The organism is Shewanella sp. MSW, assembly GCF_007636515.1.
In the GTDB taxonomy this organism is placed as follows: domain Bacteria; phylum Pseudomonadota; class Gammaproteobacteria; order Enterobacterales; family Shewanellaceae; genus Shewanella; species Shewanella indica.
In genome coordinates, this window is sequence record NZ_LVDR01000030.1 from 1 (window position 1) to 14,821 (window position 14,821).

Genomic DNA, 14,821 nt, shown 5'->3' on the forward strand with positions numbered 1-14,821 from the left:
ATAAAACCAGAGATAAAGACGAGTGCCGTCGCCTGAATGCCATTCTCTTGTTGGCATCTGGACGTACTGTTACTGAAGTATCAGGCTTGATAGCTGCGGCGCGTTCTTCAATCAACAGATGGGTCAGTTGGTACACTGAATGTGGCATTGAGGGGCTGGAGTCTTCAACCAGAGGCCGTTCCTGTGTGCTTCCTTTCCAACAAATAACGAGTGTAATCAAACTACTGCTTCAATTGTCCCCCCAAGAGCTTGGATACCAACGTTCCCGCTGGAGTACTGAATTAATAGCTCTTGAGGTTAACCGCTTATTTTCGCTGCAGGTTCATCCCTCAACGATTCGGCGGTGGTTGCCTAAACTTGGCGTTGTTTGGCGTAGAGCCGCTCCCACCTTGCATATCAAAGATCCTCATAAAGATGAGAAGCTTGCGGAAATTAAGGCAGCTTTGAAACGCTGCAATATAAACCATCCCGTATTTTATGAAGATGAAGTTGATATCCATCTCAATCCAAAAATCGGCGCAGAATGGATGCATAAAGGTCATCAAAAACGAGTGACAACGCCGGGACAGAATAGCAAACGATACTTGGCAGGTGCGCTACACACAGGAACGGGGAAAGTCAGTTATGTCGCCAGTTCTAGCAAGGATTCTATGCTATTTCTTTCAATGCTGAAATTACTCAAAAGACGGTACAGACGAGCCCAAACGATTACGCTCATTATCGATAACTACATCATCCACAAGAGTAAAAAGACTCAAGCTTGGCTCAAGCAAAACCCAAAGTTTATCTTGTTATTTCAGCCGGTTTACTCACCTTGGGTCAACAAAATGGAGCAGTTGTGGCACGCACTACATGAAACCGTTACCCGAAACCATCAGTGCAAAAACATCTGGAAGTTGATGGAGCGGGTTAAGTACTTTATGGACCATGCTTCACCATTCCCTGGTGGCGGGCATGGTCTCATGAACGTGGAGCACAATTAGGAACACTTATTTAGGCTTTCAGCTGCTTTACGAGATTTTCTGGCGAACAGGCATACCCAGTCTTATGACTTTGTTGAATGCCTTAACCTCAGCCTGTTGATGCTGCGTCACGGTCGGCTGAAGCCCGCTGCAGCTGTCCAGGCAGCCCCCCAGCTGAATAGGGCCAGACAGTTTCTGGAACACAGTTGCAGCAGTAACACCTCACTCCAGGAACTGGCCAGTCTGGTACAACTGCGCCTTTTGTGTTACTCAGGCAGTTCAGGGCACAATTTGGCTCAAACCCAGGCAAGATTAATTCTGGCGCGAACGTTGTTGCGGCTGGGCGCTTCCCCATCCAGGTGGCACAGGACTGAGGATTTTGCGACCAAAGCCATTCGAACCGTCAATTCAAACGGGCATTCGGCACCACTCCGGGCCAATTTGTTAAAACAAAAAAATCATCAAGATGGAGTCAAGATTGACCATTCACAATCAGCAATCATCACGCATTCAGGAACTTAACCGGAGCCGCGAATTTTTACGGGGTACCCTGGCGGTAATGCCGCTGACTTTAGCTGTTATCCCTTGGGGAATATTGGCCGGTTCGCTGGCACTGGAAACCGGCCTCAGCGCCTTAGAGAGCCAAGCCATGAGCCTGTTTGTTTTCGCAGGCTCGGCGCAATTGGTCGCCCTCGGAATGATAAAGGCAGGTTCAGGCCTACTGGCCATTTTGGTTACCACGGCATTGATCACCTCGCGTCATCTGCTGTATGCCATGGCGATGCGTCCAGCCATCAGCCCCTTGCCACTGCGCTGGCGCCTGACACTGGGTTTTCTGCTCACGGATGAACTCTTTGCGGTAGCCAATCAAAGCAAGGAAAGTACCCTTAGGCCCTGGTACGCCCTGGGAGCTGGTTTGAGTTTTTATCTTGGCTGGAATCTGGCAACCCTGGCCGGAATTCTCGCCGGCAGCTCTATGGATAATCTCGGCTCTCTGGGACTGGATTTTGCCATCGCAGCCACCTTTATCGCTTTGGTGGTGCCGAGGATAGTCAATATTGCCACCGCCTTATGTGTGCTCACGGCCATGTTGCTGAGCGTCCTGTGTGAAGCGCTGGCTATCCCGGGTGGCCTGCTGATCGCCGCCGTAACCGCCATGGCTGTGGGGTATCTCTATCAAAGCCTCTTGGGCGGCAGTCCAGTTAAACCGCTTGAAACAACGCAAGATAAAGGCAAGGAGCAGGCATGATTTGGTTAACCATACTGACCATGGCGCTGTTGGTGATACTCAGCCGTTATTTACTGCTTGAGCCCGGGCTACCGATACGACTTGGCAAGAAAACCCAGGCTTTCCTTGGCTTTTCGGCGCCGGCAGTATTAAGCGCCATCTTCGCCCCCATAGTGTTTCTGCGAGACGGCGAGTTGCAACTGAGCCTGAGCAATCCCTACCTCAGCTGCGCCCTGCTGGCGGCCTTACTGGCACTGTTGACCCGCAACACCCTGCTGACCACTATCGTCAGCATGGCGGTATTTTTCTGGATCTACTGAGGTCTCAGTCAATCACGGCTTTGGTGGCGGTCGCTCCCGACCAGGCCCGCAGCTTGTGGCCGGCAACGGCGTAATAAAGGATCATCCCATAACAGGGAAGGAGGATCCCGTAGGCGCTTTGATGGGGCACACCCTGGTGCACCAAGGCGCCATAGAGCAAGGGCAGCAAGGCACCACCGGCTATGCCCATGATGAGCAGTGCCGAGGCCACAGCAGTCAGGCGGCCGAGCCCTTCCAGCGCCAGCGGCCAGACAGCGGGCCAGACCAAGGCGTTGGCAAAGCCGAGTAGCGCAAGGTAAAGCAAGGGATCCGGCAGCGGCATTATCCCCAAAGGTTCGAGCAAGAGACTCGACAGCTGCGTGCTGGTTTCATCTCCAAGCATGATCCCTAAAGTAAACACCAACCCAGCCAGCGCCGAGCCCACCAAGGCGCTGCGCTGACTCATCACTCTTGGGATCAAGAGTATGCCGAGCAAATAGCCAAGCACCATAAATCCCATGGTGTAGGAGGTCAGAATGCCAAACTCGGCCACTTTAAGATGCTGGCCATAGAGGCCTATGCTATCACCGGCAATCACTTCGGCACCTATATACATAAAGAGTGTCAATGCTCCGAGAATAGCCTGGGGATAGGCCAGAATGGCGCGCCAATCCGTTCTCGGAACCAAGCTGTCACAGCTTTTGACCTGGCTGCCCTGTTCAAGTTGCAGTTCGGGCAGAGGCGAAAATCGCACATACAGCAGCAACAGAGCCAAGACAACCGCCATCGCCAGGTAAGGCTGCACCAAGCGGGCAGACAGTTGCTCCAATGCCGCAGTGCGCTCAAGCTCACTGAGCTGTGCCAACGCTTCCGGCGTAAAAGCATCCATACCTGTCAGCACCCAGGCACTGAACACTAGAGGAACAATAAAACCGGCGCCCTTGTTGACCACGCCCATACAGCTAATCCGCATGGCGGCGCTTTCTCGCGGACCAATGCAAACAATGTATGGATTAGCCGCGGTTTGCAGTATGGTAAGGCCGGTTCCCAGCACAAACAACGCCAGCAAAAACAGGCCAAAGGTGTGGCTCAGCGCCGCAGGGATAAACAGCAGTGCGCCACTCGCCATTACCCCAAGACCAATCTGTAGCCCGGCACGGTAACCGAAACGGGTCAATAGCCCGGACATGGGCAAGGCCATCACGAAGTAAGCGATATAGAATACAAAGGCCACCAAATAGGCTTGCAGCTCATTGAGTTCACAGGCTATTTTCAGAAAAGGGATCAGTGCACCATTGAGCCAGGTTACGAAGCCGAATACAAAAAAGAGTATTCCAATCAGCACCATGGGCAGTAAAGTGCCACCTCCTTTATTCAGGGTGTTATTGTCCATTGTCGGCATCTCCTCTTGTTATTGTTATTCTCTGTCAATGATTATCCAGCTGCTGCCAAGGACAGATGTCCCTTGAAGCTGCTTATTTTCAAACGCTTTTGCTGCGAACTTCGGCGCCCGCTGCGAGCCTGCCGCCTTGCCAGCGCTTTGACTGATACAGGGCATCGTCAAGCAGCAGCAAGTCAGCCCGCATGCCTTCGGCCAACATGCCTCTGTCATTCAGCCCGGCAAAAGCGGCTGGAGTGCTGCTGGCCATGGCAACGGCTTGCTCCAGCGGGATCCCCAGCACCTTGACGGCATAGCGAACTGCCGTTGTCATCTCCAATACTGAACCGGCCAAAGAGCCGTTGAGATCCCTGAGCTCAGTACCGCGGCGCACAACTTTACCGCCGAAAAATGCAAATTCCTGCTCTTCAGAGCCCACTGGCGACATGGCATCTGTCACCAGCATCAAACGTCGACTCCCCTTGGCACGCCAGGCGAGAGTGGCGCTGACCGGGTGCAGATGATGACCGTCGAGAATAATGCCGCAAAATGCCCTTGGGTCACTGAGCGCCGTTCCCACCATGCCGGGGGCACGCGACTCCAGCTGTGACATGCCGTTATAAAGATGGGTAAAGCCGCTGGCTCCGGCATCCAGCGCCGCCATCACGGTCTCGGCGTTGGCATTGGAATGCCCCAAAGACACTCTGACACCGAGCGCCACCAGGCGGCGAACATCTTCAGGCCCTACCCTCTCCGGAGCCAGCGTCACCACACAAACACCCAGTTGGGACACTGCCTCGGCGTAGAGCGCCAACTCAATATCGCCAAGCTCTCTTAAGCGGGCTTCACTGTGGCAACCCTTGCGCTCCAGTGACAGATGCGGCCCCTCAAAATGGATCCCGGCTATGCCGTCAAGACCGGCTTCCCTGGCGCTGATGGCCGCCGCAAGTGCCGCTTGCATTACCCTGATATCGTCGCTGATAAGCGTCGGCAACATGCTGGTGGTGCCGAAACGGCCATGGGCGTCCAACATCAGCTTAAGGGTCTCAACGCAGGGCTTCCGGTTGAACATGCGGCCACCACCACCGTTGACCTGAGTGTCGACAAAACCGGGAACCAGAAGGCCTGCATAGTGAGTTGCCGCCTCACCTTCCTTGGGCACCTTGGCAATGGTATGAATACGGCCATCGACTATCCGCAGCCAAACCTCATTACTGCGGCTCATTTGCGGCCCGAGCAGGGCACCATCGGCACCAATCCAGAACGGGGCCTTGTCAATGTTGCTGTTCATGCCAACCTCCGGTTAACAGGGTATCCATATCCGCTACCTGCTCGTTGGCGCTCACGCTATTCTGTTCCACTCTAGTCGCCAGCGCCTTTCCCAGCATGGCTGCGCCGCGAACGCCACTGGCGGCGCCGAATTGAGCGGCGCAAAACTCGGGCAACTGCACCCCCTTGAACATATGCCTGGCGGTAGCCTGCGGCAGCGCCGCCAAAATTTCCGGCACTTCGCTCAAGCCGCCACCGAAGACAAAGATGTCCGGATCCAGACTGAGGATCTGTCCGGCCAACACACTGCCCAGGGCATCCAGATAAGCATCGAAACTGCGTTTGGCTATGGCATCACCGGCGCGCAGCGCCGCCAGCCAAGCGTATGTATCCCCCTCGCCGCCAAACTCCCGGTAGATACGGCCAAGGCCTGTGCCCGAGACATAGGTTTCGGCGCAGCCTTTGAGGCCACAGCCGCAATCGTAAAGCGGCAAGCCATGGCGCAACAGCACGCTTGCCGCCATGCCCTGATGGCCGAACTCACCGGCCAGACAGTGAGCGCCGGTGATAAGCCGCCCTTCGATACAGATCCCGCCGCCAAGCCCGGTACCGAGTATGAGTCCAAGCACTCTGGCATGATCTTTCCCGGCTCCCAGTAAGGCTTCGGACAGAGCGAAACAACGGCAATCATTGCCAAGGGCCACAGGACGCGACAACAAGGCGCCCAGATCTTCGGCCACTTTACGCTGATTGAGGCAAGGCACATTGCTGGAGACCACAGTGCCATCGGCGCGGATCACCCCGGGCAGGGCTATCCCCACAGTGCCCAGGATGCCGGACTCGGCCGGCCAGCGCCTGTCGGCCTCGCTTATCTGCAAGGCGAGCGAGGCCAGAAAGCTCTGATAATCGTCACCCTGAGTCGCAATGCGCCATTTATCCAACAGACGCATTTGTGGACTGAACACCGCCAGTTCTATCTTGGTACCACCGATATCCACACCGTAGTACATGGCTCAATCCTCTGTGTGATCCCGGCTGCCGGGCCGAGTATAAACCGCAAGCGAATGCAGCTTCACCCCCTGCACCACTCTATTGACCTGGCCGCTGGGACAGGGATTATCCGCTGACACCCCAAGCTCTAACGCCTTGTAAAATGCAAGTAGTTGACAGTAAACAATAAAGAGCAGTGTCAACCAAGCCTCTTCCAGACTGGCCTGACCATCTTGGGCCAGTGCCTCTTCACTCAGATAACAGATATCCAGCGCCCGCTTATCGGCGCGCAGCTCTGCCAGAAGATCCAGATCGTAGGCTCTGGCATAGGGCTCAGAGCTGCCGAGCAGCACTATCTGGGTATCTTCATTCACCAGTGACTTGGGGCCGTGACGAAACCCCAGCGGACTCTCAAAACTGCTGATCACTATACCGGCAGTCAGTTCAAGGTACTTGAGTGCCGCCTCCTGAGCCGCCGCCTTGAGGGGCCCGGCGCCGAGGAACACTATCCGCTTGCAGCAATGAGCCGCGGTTTGCTGCACCCCGTCGAGCCGGGTTTCGAGCAGTTGCTCCGTCAGTGTCAGCACCCTGAATAACGATTTGTCTTCCTCGGCAAACAGTAGCAGGGTCGCCAGATACATACAGCTGAAGCTGCTGGTCATGGCAAAGCTGCGATCGTGGCTATCTTGGGGCATCAACCACAAACAAGCCTTGTGACTGTGCTCGGCCGCATAGCTGGCCAAAGCTCCCTCAGGGTTACAGGTCAGCAGCAGATGACTGACATCTGTCAGCAACTCATCGGCCAACGCCAGCACAGCCAGGGATTCAGGACTGTTTCCAGAACGGCCATAGGAGACTATCAGAGTCGGCTGCAACGGGTTGAGATGCAGCCTGGGGTGAGAAACAATATCCGTGCTGGACAAGGCTTCCACCCTCTGGCCCGGCAATCTGAGCTGCCGCTGTAAAAAGGCTGCCAACGCCTCGCCGATATAAGCCGAAGTACCGGCGCCGGTGAGAATAATCCGCAGATTGTCCTTGGCCAGCAAGGGGTTGAGAAAAGCGCTGAGCTGCGCTTGCCTGTGTTTGAAATCGGCCTGTAATTCGCGCCAGAGTGTCGGCTGCTGGGCTATCTCGGTCGCCGTCCATTTACCACTCTCCGGCGCTTGCCAAAGCGGGTTGGCGGCAGATTTTGGATACAAATGGGTCTTTGATAGGTCACTGACTTGCATTGATTTATCCTTCGATGGCAGCAGGCTGACAGGCGCTGGCATAACGGTTAAGCACCAAGCCGATATGATGGAGTACCAGCTCAATCGCAGTGGCGAGCAGCTCGCCTCTGACCACGGCCGGATAGGCCAGCGGCAGATATTGGCTGATAAGAGGCTCGGGAATGGGGGTTGCCAGATTGGCCAGCAGCTTGTCTATGGTCAGCGACAATTCGGGCCAGTAGTAGCGGATCCTGTCACTGTAACTGAATCCCAGTTGCCAATCCCGCAGCGCAGGATCTGTATAGAACGACTGCCAGTATTTGGGCTCAGATAGCATCTTCTGCTCACACAGTGCTCTAAGCCCTGAGCGTTTCGCCGCCGGCACCAGCAAGGCCTCTATATGATCCAGGGCAAACAGCCCCTCGCGCAGGGCAAAAGTCAACTGCGGCCCCACCTTGAGAATGGCAAAATGGCCGGCCACCAACTGGGCGTAATGCTCCGGCAATTGATAATCTGTGGAGTGGGCTTCAAACACCAGGTTGGGCTGCTCGCGAATAAAGCGGCTCTGCTCTTTGGTGAGCGTATCATCATACTGATGTACCCGGGCATTGCCGAACTCCACCCCCGGCTGCACCACCAGCGCAATCACCCGCTGCCAAACCTCTGCCCCAAGCCCTTCGGCGGCAAAGGCCTGTTTGTGGGCGCTAATGGTGTGTTTCATCGCCGCGACCGGGGTGACCTGCAGCCCCTCCTCCAGCGAACTGACACCACCGGGAGCGGGTACTTCAGTGCCTATCACATAACAGAGCTGTTGCCCCGGCGCCTTGGCCGCTTCTGCGGCGCGGCACAGTCTGGCGGCGCGCGCGGCAATCACCTCATCGGCAAGGGGCGTTTGTTCCTGATGACAAGCCATGCTGGCATCCAGATGAATTTTACAAAATCCCGCCTCGACATAGGCCCGCACCATGGCTTCGGCCTCAGCCATCGCCTGCTCGGCAGTCAGGTGCTTCCAGGCCACCGGCCCCAGGTGATCGCCGCCGAACAGCAACTGAGCTTCGGCAACACCTTCACTTTGGGCCAGGCTCTTCACAAAGGCGATAAAATCGGTGGGGGTCATACCTGTATAGCCGCCGTGCTGATTGACCTGGTTGGCCGTAGCCTCAATCAGCAAGGGCGCCCGTTGCCGCGCCGCATGACGCAGAGCGGCGCGCAGTACCAGTGGCTGGGCCGAACAGACGGAATAGATCCCCGCCTGCTGCCCGGCCTTGTTGGCCTCAATAATGGATTTGAGTGCAGACATGCTTACCTCAACCTACAATGCCAAGCGGTTTGGCGCTCTGCCACTCGCCACGGGTAAAGTCGGGGAAGTCCTTGGAGTTACCGCGATCGGCCACTGAAGCCGCCGACAGAGGCTGCACCGCCGACCAGGCCGCACCATCATACACATCCTGATCCAGCGGCTCGCCGTTACGCAGGCAGTAGATCATCCGCCAGCACATTAAAAAGTCCATGCCGCCATGACCGCCGTTCTTTTCGGCCGCCTCGCCCATCTGCAACCACAGCGGATGGTCATACTCGGCATACCACTGGGTCATATCCTGGTCCCAATGGTGGAAGCTGCCACTGCCGCCCTGCTCCAGCGCTATGCGGTTGGGGAAACCGGCAAACACCCCATTGGTGCCCTGAATCAGGTTATGGCGGCTGTAAGGACGCGGCGTTGTGGTGTCGTGTTGCACCATGATGGTTCGGCCTTTAACCGTCTTGATAAGACTGGTATTGATATCGCCGCAGATATAGTTGAGCTTGTTGCGGGCATGGTCGGCGGGGAATTCACGCTTGGCATAGGCTGCGCGCCCAAGCGACGGAGAGCTCATGGAAGTGAGATAGTCGAACCTGTCCCCGCGGTTGATATTCATGTACTGGGACACAGGCCCCAAGCCATGGGTAGGATACAGGTTACCGTCAATCAAGGCGTGATACTTGGTGCGCCAGGAGCCCGTCTTGCGATCTATCTCCTTCATCTGCCAGCGCAGCTCGTGAATATAAGCGGCCTCACCGTGCAGCAATTCGCCGAACAGCCCCTGGCGTACCATGTTGAGCACCATCAGCTCGTCGCGACCGTAGCAGACGTTTTCCATCATCATGCAGTTGCGCTGGGTTTGCTCGGCTGTGTCCACCAGATCCCAGAGCTGCTCCATGGTGATCCCCATAGGCACTTCAACAAAGGCGTGTTTACCGGCCAGCATAGCCTCTTTGGCCATGGGGTGGTGCCATTCCCAAGGTGTGGCAATGACCACTATGTCCACATCCTGGCGTGCCAACAATTCACGATAGGCGTGTTTGCCCTGGGAATAATAACCGGGCTGGGCCAAGCCTGCGTCACTCATCACCTTCTTGGCGCGTTCTATGACCAGGGGATCGGTATCGCAGATAGCTGTTACCCTGGCACCTTCTATGTTGTTGAAATGATGAATGAACCCCACACCTCGCTCACCGACGCCGATTAGCCCCACCCGCACTTCGGCCATTTTCGGAACCACCAGCCCCATGACAGAGCGGCCACTGGCCTTGGGTGCCAGTGCAGATGAACCGGCATTGGCGGCGCAGCCAGCCAGCGCCGAGGCAGCAGCTGTGGCCACCGAAGCTTTCAGAAAGGAACGACGATCAAAACCAGACATAACTTCTCCCCTTGTTATTTGTTTTTATCTATCAGGTGCAGCTGCACCCCTTGCTTGGTGAGTTCTTCCACATAGCGCTCGGGAATGCCGCTGTCGGTCACCAGTTGCTGGATCTGCCGACTGGCACAAATTACATGAAACGCCTGTTGGTCGAATTTGGATGAATCGGTAACCACTATGATCTCGCTGGCAATCTCACACATCATGCGGTTGAGACTGGCTTCCTTCTCAAAATGGGTGGTGAGACCTGTCTTGAGATCAAAACCATCCACCCCGAGGATCAGCTTGTTGAAGTTGTAATCCCTGAGGCTCTTCTCGGCGATGGAACCATAGAAAGACATCGACTTCTTACGCAGCAAGCCGCCGGTGAGCATCACCTCAACGTCGTAGGAGCGCGCCAGCTCAGTGGCTATGTTAAGGCCGTTGGTCATCACGATAAGATCTTGATGTTCAAGGAGGTTGGCCGCAACTTGCTGGGTAGTGGTGCCCGAGTCCAACAACAGGCGGTCGCCATCATTAACCAAAGAGGCCGCCACCTTGCCCAGCTCCTGCTTCAGTGCCGAATAGCAGTGGCCCTTCTCTTTCAGTGACAGTTCACGAATAAGGTCGGAGTTGACCATGGCGCCACCGCGGGAGCGCACCAACAATTGCTTTTGATCCAATACCGCCAGATCCGAGCGTATGGTGACTTCCGAGACCCCGAAGCGATTTGCCAGCTCGGTGACCGACACCTTTCCCTGTTGCTGGGTCAGCCGGACTATCTCCTGCTGCCTCTCAATAGTGTTGAGATTATTCACTGCACTCTTCCTGTTTTGTTTGTTGCGCTCTGGAGCAGGTGAACCTGCACTGGCTTTCGAAAGCTTTCAATCTACTAGCAACGTCGTCAAATCATAACAACAATTCTTATACCACAACGACTTAAGCCAAAACCAACAACAAATTTTCACTTTCAACCAGCTAAACTATGCACCAAACCGAAAACAATTAAAAGACATTTTACATTTTTTTATTGATCACCCAGAGTTTTTAACGCTATAAATAAGCAATCGAAAGTATTTCGCTGTTTCCAATGCTTTCGAAAAACAACAAAAGCGAAAGGCATTAAGCCTGATAAAAACAAACAGCGGGGAACCCATGAAGCTCTTAGCCACCCAACCTGCCTTAATTGCCCTGGCAGTTGCCAGTGCGCTGGCAACACAGCCGGTTACGGCCAATGACGAGTCCGACAAGGAAAACAAGGCTCAAACACAACAAAACTCAGCTCAACAGCAGGATGCCGAGCTGGAAAGGATCCAGGTAACGGGTATCCGCTCAGCCATTAAGGAGTCGCTGTTTCTGAAACAGAATGCCACCGCAGTGGTGGATCTTGTGGTGGCCGATGACATAGGCAAGTTTCCGGATGAAAACCTGGCCGAAGCACTACAACGTATTCCCGGGGTGACCATTACCCGCAACGGCGGCGAGGGACAGAACATACTGATCCGCGGCCTGGGGGACGGCTACAACATCACTACCCTCAATGGTCGCAAACTGGCGTCGGACAACGCAGGGCGGGACTTCAACTTTGACACCATAGCCTCGGAGCTGGTCAATGTGCTGGCGGTTTACAAGTCTCCCGAGGCGCGGCTCACCGAAGGAGGCATAGGGGCAATTGTGGATATTCAGACCCGCAAGCCTTTGGATTTGGACGGTTTTACCCTGCAAGCCTCGGCCAAGGGTATCTATGAGTCGCGCACCGAAGACCTGCACCCGCACGCATCTCTCATCATAGGCGACAAGTCCGATGACGACAGTTTCGGCGCTCTGTTTTCCGCCGTTTACTCCAAGAAAACCCTCAGAGCCGACACCTATTCCGCCGATGGTTTTTTCGATGAAGAGGAAGGCTGGGGTGTCGACAGCGCCGGGGTGCCGGTAGACACCAACGGCAATGGTGTGATTGATGAAGGCGAAATCTACGCCTCCAAAATACCCAGTTACATGTACTATGCCAACGCCCAGGACGTACGCGAACGCATCGGTGGCACCCTGGCACTGCAATGGCGGCCACTGGATAATCTGGATGTCAATTTCGACGCCCTCTACTCTCGCTACAATACCGATGGACACAAATACCAGATAGGGTTTGTCAATTATGACGAGGAGTGGACACCGGGTACCCCGCTGTTCAGCGATGCGCAGTTCGATGAGCTGGGGCGAGTGGTTTCCATGCGCCAGCAGGGCGACAACACTATGGTGGAGCTGCTTAACCTGAGCACACCGCGCAAGACAGACACCTACCAACTGGCACTGAATACGGCGCTGTTTATCACCCCCAATTGGTCGGTCACCGCCGATCTTGCCTACTCGGCCGCCAAAAACAAGAACAAGGGCGACAATCGCTTCATCGTCGCCCGCGGCTTTGTCGACAGCATAGATATCGACTACACCAATGGCCAGATGCTGCCGGATGTGGTGATAGGCCCGGGACTCACCAGCGAGCAGACCTATGGTGCCCACTACAGCCTAAACAGTGGCACTGGCGTGGATGACAAGGTAACGGATCTTAAGCTGATGACCCAGTATTTGCCGGAAAGCGGCTTTATCAGCAAGCTGGATGCCGGGATAAACTATGTCAAGCAGGTCAAGAGCCAGAATGAGTTCAGATCGAAAAAACCCAGCCAATTCAGTCGCGGCGGCTACTATCTAACCCGCGACGGTTATGCTTTTGACGGCTCGGGAGTCTTCACTCAAGGCGAGTTTGAGCTGTTCCAAATTCCGGGCAATGTGTTTGTGCCCGCCAACTTCGATAACTTCCTCGACGGCGAAAACAGCATCTCACCGGATCCCTGGCCCAGCTTTGACTATGACAAGTTGCTGGAATACTACCGCTCCATCAACGCCGATGCCGCCAATGAGGCCATAGTAGCCAGTGCCAATCAGGCCGGTACTTATGAGGTAAGCGAGGCTGTGACCTCGGCCTATGTGCAGATAACTATTGAAGAGCTGCTGTTCGATCTGCCCTATATGCTCAATCTGGGGGTCAGGGCCAGTCGCACCCAAGTCGATTCCGAAGGTTTTGGCTATGACTTGAGCAAAGTAGTGCTGGATGATGCCGGTCAGCCGCTCAACGATGACTGGCGCACCGTCAGCCCGGTAAACTACAGCGACAGCTATACCAATATATTGCCAAGCCTCAACTTCAAGCTGAACCTGCAGGACGATCTGCTTCTGCGTATCTCGGCCGCAGAAGTATTGAGCCGCCCATCACTCTACTCGCTCAGAGTCTGGGCCGCGCCCAACTTCACCAGTCAGGAGCAGGGCTTACCAACTCTGGTGCGCGGTAATCCCGGGGTTGAACCCGAGCAGGCCAAACAGGCGGATCTAGCGCTGGAATGGTATTACGGCGACAGCAGTTCACTGAGCGGCGCCCTATTCATCAAGGATATCGACTCCTTTATCTCTGATGAAAAGACCCCCATGGAGGTCGATGGCAACCGTTACCTGGTAAGCCAGCCGGTTTCCGGTCAGTACGGTGCCAAAGTGCAGGGCTTTGAAATTGCCTGGCAACAATCCCTCGAACAGTGGTTGCCTGAGCCGTTCAACGGCTTTGGCTGGCAGCTTAACTACACCTATGTGGACAGCAGTTATGACGATCCTAAGCTGAAAGCCAAGGATCTGCCCTTCAAGGGGATGTCCGAGAACTCCTACAATGCCGTGCTCTACTATGAGCAGTATGGTTTGCAGGCGCGCCTTGCCTATAACTGGCGCAGCAAGTTCCTGGTGGATCCGGATGCCTGGGGCGGCCCGGCCTGGATAGACGACTACGGCCAATTGGATGCCAGCATCAGCTACGACATCACAGACAACTTGACCCTGTTCAGTGAAGCCTCCAACCTGACCAACAACCGCTACTCCGGTTACGTCAAGCGCGAAGATCAGGTGAATTATCTGGAACGCTTCGGTACCCAGATAGCCGTGGGTATTCGCGGCAGCTTCTAAACAGAGCCAAATGGATCCCCATAAGTAACCATCTGACTGAATCAAGCTGCACTAAACCCAAGGTGGGTATAAACTCGTTCCAAATACAGAAAGCCACCTGATTCAGGTGGCTTCTCTCCTTGAGTCTCGAATACCTTTATTGAGGATAGCGGTCAGATGAAGTCACTGTGCTCCAGAGACTGGATAGGTAATCCCCCCGATAAATCTGACCAGATAAACCAGTCGAGCCATTCTCAACATATCCACAGCAGCATCTCACTTGGGGGCGAAAGACATCTGCTCATCAAGCACAGCTTGATAGATGGCTGTAGCGCGAAGCAGCTTGGCTGCGAGCTGAGGAGCACACACTGCGCCAGCAGCTTTGGGCTGCATGTTAAGTCGTGCTCGCTGGAAGCGAGACAAATAAAAAAGCCCTAGCATTTAGCTAGTGCCCTTTTGTTACTGTTTTGTCTTCACTCATTTCTTTGATAAAGAGTAAAAAGTGAAAACCAAAGTGGCGTCTGGCGATGGCCAGCTTCGAGCAAGCTCTGCGCGTTCGTTTGTCGCATCAAACTGAGTTTGATAAACACGACAACCTCACCCTACTCCACATGGGATTGTGCCTCACTGCGTTCGGACTCTTTATCTTCCCCATGTGAGAGTGGACATATCAAAATGCTATTAAAACGAAAAATCCCCAACACAGAGTGCTGGGGATTTTCATTTTATTGGGCGTCTGGCGATGACCTACTCTCACATGGGGAGACCCCACACTACCATCGGCGCGATTGCGTTTCACTTCTGAGTTCGGGATGGGATCAGGTGGGACCACAATGCTATTGTCACCAGACA

The 14,821-nt window shown here is 54.9% G+C and carries 11 protein-coding genes and 1 rRNA gene; 4 read left to right on the plus strand and 8 right to left on the minus strand.

Translation table 11 applies throughout. From position 1 onward, the window contains the following. From AYI96_RS19995 to AYI96_RS20005, 3 genes are all read left to right on the plus strand, one after another. Positions 1 to 983 (plus strand): IS630 family transposase (locus AYI96_RS19995; RefSeq protein ID WP_144362202.1); only part of this gene is annotated, 983 nt, incomplete at its 5' end. A 457-nt stretch (positions 984 to 1,440) separates the two neighbouring features. Beyond that, a complete protein-coding gene (locus tag AYI96_RS20000) occupies positions 1,441 to 2,211 on the plus strand; it encodes an AzlC family ABC transporter permease (protein WP_238399006.1) in 771 nt (256 codons plus the stop codon). Continuing rightward, positions 2,208 to 2,510, plus strand: a complete 303-nt coding sequence (locus AYI96_RS20005; protein ID WP_025009838.1) for an AzlD domain-containing protein — start codon at positions 2,208 to 2,210, stop codon at positions 2,508 to 2,510. Before AYI96_RS20000 ends, AYI96_RS20005 begins: the two co-directional genes overlap by 4 nt. Positions 2,511 to 2,514: 4 nt before the next feature. On the opposite strand, the gene AYI96_RS20010 is transcribed toward AYI96_RS20005, so the two are convergent. The 7 genes from AYI96_RS20010 to agaR all read right to left on the minus strand — a co-directional run bounded on the left by AYI96_RS20010 (position 2,515) and on the right by agaR (position 10,809). Next, the gene (locus AYI96_RS20010; protein WP_143078468.1) at positions 2,515 to 3,882 is read right to left on the minus strand and encodes an MFS transporter; all 1,368 of its coding nucleotides are present in this window, start codon (positions 3,880 to 3,882) and stop codon (positions 2,515 to 2,517) included. An 88-nt stretch (positions 3,883 to 3,970) separates the two neighbouring features. After that, positions 3,971 to 5,158, minus strand: a complete 1,188-nt coding sequence (gene nagA / locus AYI96_RS20015; protein WP_144362204.1) for an N-acetylglucosamine-6-phosphate deacetylase — start codon at positions 5,156 to 5,158, stop codon at positions 3,971 to 3,973. Then, complete coding sequence (locus tag AYI96_RS20020) at positions 5,142 to 6,146, minus strand: ROK family protein (protein ID WP_144362205.1); 1,005 nt, start codon at positions 6,144 to 6,146, stop codon at positions 5,142 to 5,144. Before AYI96_RS20020 ends, nagA begins: the two co-directional genes overlap by 17 nt. Positions 6,147 to 6,149: 3 nt before the next feature. Next, positions 6,150 to 7,355: an SIS domain-containing protein gene (locus tag AYI96_RS20025; RefSeq protein ID WP_144362206.1), complete on the minus strand. Its 1,206-nt coding sequence runs from the start codon at positions 7,353 to 7,355 to the stop codon at positions 6,150 to 6,152. A 4-nt stretch (positions 7,356 to 7,359) separates the two neighbouring features. Beyond that, positions 7,360 to 8,634 carry a class II D-tagatose-bisphosphate aldolase, non-catalytic subunit gene (locus AYI96_RS20030; protein ID WP_144362207.1) on the minus strand — a complete coding sequence of 425 codons (1,275 nt, stop codon included), beginning with the start codon at positions 8,632 to 8,634 and terminating at the stop codon, positions 7,360 to 7,362. Between the two features lie 7 nt (positions 8,635 to 8,641). Then, complete coding sequence (locus tag AYI96_RS20035) at positions 8,642 to 10,012, minus strand: Gfo/Idh/MocA family protein (RefSeq protein ID WP_144362208.1); 1,371 nt, start codon at positions 10,010 to 10,012, stop codon at positions 8,642 to 8,644. 14 nt (positions 10,013 to 10,026) lie between these two features. Next, a complete protein-coding gene (gene agaR / locus AYI96_RS20040) occupies positions 10,027 to 10,809 on the minus strand; it encodes a transcriptional repressor AgaR (RefSeq protein ID WP_144362209.1) in 783 nt (260 codons plus the stop codon). 337 nt (positions 10,810 to 11,146) lie between these two features. Here agaR and AYI96_RS20045 point away from each other — a divergent pair, with 337 nt between their 5' ends. Further along, complete coding sequence (locus AYI96_RS20045) at positions 11,147 to 13,990, plus strand: TonB-dependent receptor (protein WP_144362210.1); 2,844 nt, start codon at positions 11,147 to 11,149, stop codon at positions 13,988 to 13,990. Positions 13,991 to 14,703: 713 nt separating this feature from the next. On the opposite strand, the gene rrf is transcribed toward AYI96_RS20045, so the two are convergent. Next, positions 14,704 to 14,819: ribosomal RNA gene (rrf, locus tag AYI96_RS20050) — 5S ribosomal RNA — on the minus strand. Positions 14,820 to 14,821 lie beyond the last annotated feature (2 nt).